The sequence below is a fragment of the Gammaproteobacteria bacterium genome (assembly GCA_037388465.1).
In the GTDB taxonomy this organism is placed as follows: Bacteria; Pseudomonadota; Gammaproteobacteria; order SpSt-1174; family SpSt-1174; genus JARRKE01.
On record JARRKE010000143.1, the window covers coordinates 1 to 3,138 of the forward strand.

Below are 3,138 nucleotides of genomic sequence, written 5' to 3' on the forward strand. Positions count from 1 at the left end.
CCGCTGTCGGCCAGCCTGGTCTTCGAGCAGTCCTACGGGCACGTCGAGGGCGACAGCGCCTCGGTGGCCGAGTTGTGCACCCTGATGTCCGCGCTGGGCGAGATTCCCCTGCAGCAGGGGCTCGCCGTGACGGGGTCGGTGAACCAGCATGGCGAGGTGCAGGCCATCGGCGGGGTGAACGAAAAGATCGAGGGCTTTTTCGACATCTGTCAGGCGCGCGGCCTCACCGGCGAGCAGGGCGTGATCATCCCGGGCGCCAACCTGCCGCATCTCATGCTGCGTCAGGACGTGATCGATGCCGTCGATGCCGGCCGGTTCCGGGTCTATGCCGCCCAGGATGTGGAGCAGGTCATGGCGTTGCTGAGCGGGATGCCGGCCGGTGAGCGCGACGCCCAGGGCCATTATCCCGAGGACAGTTTCAACGGCCGCATCCAGCATCGTATCCAGCAGCTGGTCGAGCTGCGCAAGCGCTTTGCCGTACACGGCAAAAGCGGTGGCAAGCATGACGCCGAATCAGACTGAACACCGGGTGACCCGCGTGCTGCTCGCCCTGAGCGGCAGCCTGCCGTTCGTGCGCGAAGTGGGGATCGGCACGGGCCGCGAGCGCGCTTTCGCCAGCGGGGACCTGGAACGCGCCCTGCGCGCGCTGAGCAACCAGTTCCAGCTGCAGTTGCAGCAGGCCGCCGAGGCACGGCAGGTCAAACACAGTTTCCGCACCCTGCAGGCGCGGCTGGATGCCCTGCTTGCCGAGGTCACGGCGGCGGACGTGCTGATCGTCGGGTCGAGCGGCACGGTGCATGCCGCGCATGCGCGCCCGAGTCACCTGTATCTGTTGTACGAAGGCGGCGAGAGCGGGCGCCGGGGACTGGCGTTGACGGCGCAGCTGACCGGCAACGGCTATCGCGGCGCCACCCTGCTCACCGAGACGGTGCTGCCGCAGGATGTGGTGGCGGGCGCGGCGAACTGGCTGCAGATGCACGGCCGACTGCCGGTCGATGCCCTGCAGGCGGATACCTTCACATTCGATACCCTGGTGGCGGCGCTGGCGGGCCGTCCGCGCGGGTTGCTGCTGCTGCCGCGGGGGTGCCGGTTGCTGCAGGACCCGCTGGCGCTGAGCCGGATCGTCAAGCGCCTGGGTATGCCGGTCCTGCTATACGGCTGAATCCGCTGCCGAGGCGAGCTGCCCGGGCTCCGTGCCGGTGATGCGCGTATACAGGCGGGCACCCGCAGCAACCGCATGCTCTGCAGGGGTTTGCAGACGATGCGGCAGGCGCAGGGGTTTCATGGTCATGTTGGCGGCCATGCGGTAGGGATAATGCGCCTGTGCCAGACCGCGCACGGCCTTGCTGATGGCCCTGTAATGATCGTCGCGATAGGTTTTGCCCGGATGGCGGTGCCGCCAGACATGCTTGATGGCGATCATGCCGTCCTCGCTGTCGATCTCGGCGATCCGGCCCACCAGGGTCTTGAATATCGGCCAGCGTCCGGTGTTGTGATGCGACTGATAGCGCAGAAAGAATTCGTAGAAGTGCTTGTAGTGATAGGCCTCGTCGGTGCGGATATTGCGGGTGATGTCGGCCAGCACCGGCTCTGGGCTGCCGCGGTGCAGCATGGTGTAGTACGAGCAGGTGCCCATTTCGACCACGCAGCGCGCGGCCATTTCCAGGGCCCGGGTCGGCCCCAGCAATTCCACCTTGCAGAAGCGGGAATAATCTTCCTGAAAATCCCGATAGGCCGATTCCCAGTCGAATTCCGGCCACACGGTCTGGACGTAGCGTTTCAGCGCCGTGCCGTGCTGCAGTTCTTCCGGTTCCCAGGTGGTGTTCAGCCAGTCGGCAATCACCTCGTCCCCGGCGTAATATTCGATCAGGTTGCGGGTGTAGATATCCGACGTGATCTCGATGAACGATGCGGTGGTGACCAGGTAAAAATACAGGTCGTTGTCGGCAATGGTTTCCCGACGAATCCGCTCGTACGGGACATCGTCCACATGCCAGCGGTGGGGGGTGTTAGTCCCGGGTAGTATTTGTGCGACCATCCTCGATCATCCTTCCTCACTTTTGTGAAGCACTACGTGGGGTTAGAGTGGCATGACCCGAAAATGTTCTATGAGTAATGCTTACCGCAGCATAAGGCTGACGTCAAAGAGATTGTGACGGCTGTTGCCGGGGGAGGACGTGATGAACGGGGAGCTCAATCTGGATTACGAGGTGTTGCTGCAGCATTACGCAGTGCCGTGGGGCACCAAGCTGCTGCTGGCGCTGCTGATTCTGTTTGTCGGGGTCTGGGTGTCGCGGCGCATCGTCAAGCTGGTCGGGCGCATGATGGTGCGCTCCGGCCTCGACGAGATGTTGATCGGTTTCATCAGCTCCCTGGTGAACGCCCTGCTGTTGGTGGTCGTGGTGATCGCGGCGCTGGCCCAGCTCGGCATACAGACCACCTCGCTGATCGCCGTCCTCGGTGCCGCCGGCCTGGCGGTCGGTCTGGCGCTGCAGAATTCCCTGGCCAATTTCGCGGCCGGCGTGCTGTTGCTGATCTTCAAGCCGTTCAAGGCGGGGGATTTCGTGGAGGTGGCGGGCGTCACCGGGACGGTGGAAAACATCCGGGTGTTCAGCTCCGTGCTGCGCACCCCCGACAATCGCGAGATCACCGTGCCCAACGGCAAGATCTACGGCGACATCATCACCAACTTCACCGCCCGGGATACGCGGCGCATCGATCTGGTGGTGGGCATCAGCTACGAGTCCGATCTGCGCAAGGCCATAGAGATCCTGCAGGACCTGATGGCATCCGACACGCGCGTGCTGGCGGACCCGGCGCCGACCACGGGCGTGCTCGAGCTGGCCGACAGCAGCGTGAATCTGTTCCTGCGCCCATGGGTGGCCTCCAGTGATTTCTGGGCGGTGCGTTGCGATTTTCTGGAGCGCATCAAACAGCGCTTCGACGAAAGCGGCATCGTGATTCCCTATCCGCAGATGGACGTTCATCTGCAATCCGGCGCGGAGACCGCTTCGTGAGCGAGGTACTGGCGCGGCAGGTCGGCGACGCGCTGGCCGTGCGGGGCTGGATGCTGGCCACGGCCGAGTCCTGCACCGGCGGCTGGGTCGCCAAGGTGGTGACCGACGTCGCGGGGAGCTC

General features: G+C 64.5%; 5 protein-coding genes. 4 read left to right on the forward strand and 1 reads right to left on the reverse strand.

Annotated features, from left to right (window positions below; translation table 11 throughout):
• Together P8Y64_14335 and P8Y64_14340 are read left to right on the forward strand one after the other, a co-directional pair.
• Positions 1-522, forward strand: a 522-nt coding sequence (locus tag P8Y64_14335) for an ATP-dependent protease (GenBank protein MEJ2061627.1), incomplete at its 5' end; no start/stop codon positions are given.
• The gene (locus P8Y64_14340) at positions 503-1,162 is read left to right on the forward strand and encodes a hypothetical protein (GenBank protein MEJ2061628.1); all 660 of its coding nucleotides are present in this window, start codon (positions 503-505) and stop codon (positions 1,160-1,162) included. The genes P8Y64_14335 and P8Y64_14340, both read left to right, overlap by 20 nt.
• Here P8Y64_14340 and P8Y64_14345 read toward each other — a convergent pair.
• Positions 1,151-2,038, reverse strand: coding sequence for a ferritin-like domain-containing protein (locus tag P8Y64_14345; protein MEJ2061629.1), 888 nt, complete (start codon positions 2,036-2,038; stop codon positions 1,151-1,153). The two genes, P8Y64_14340 and P8Y64_14345, sit on opposite strands and share 12 nt — an antisense overlap.
• A gap of 142 nt (positions 2,039-2,180) precedes the next feature.
• On the opposite strand from P8Y64_14345, the gene P8Y64_14350 reads away from it, so the two are divergent.
• Complete coding sequence (locus P8Y64_14350) at positions 2,181-3,017, forward strand: mechanosensitive ion channel (GenBank protein MEJ2061630.1); 837 nt, start codon at positions 2,181-2,183, stop codon at positions 3,015-3,017.
• Positions 3,014-3,138: CinA family protein (locus P8Y64_14355; GenBank protein ID MEJ2061631.1), on the forward strand; the 125-nt coding region annotated here is incomplete at its 3' end. The genes P8Y64_14350 and P8Y64_14355, both read left to right, overlap by 4 nt.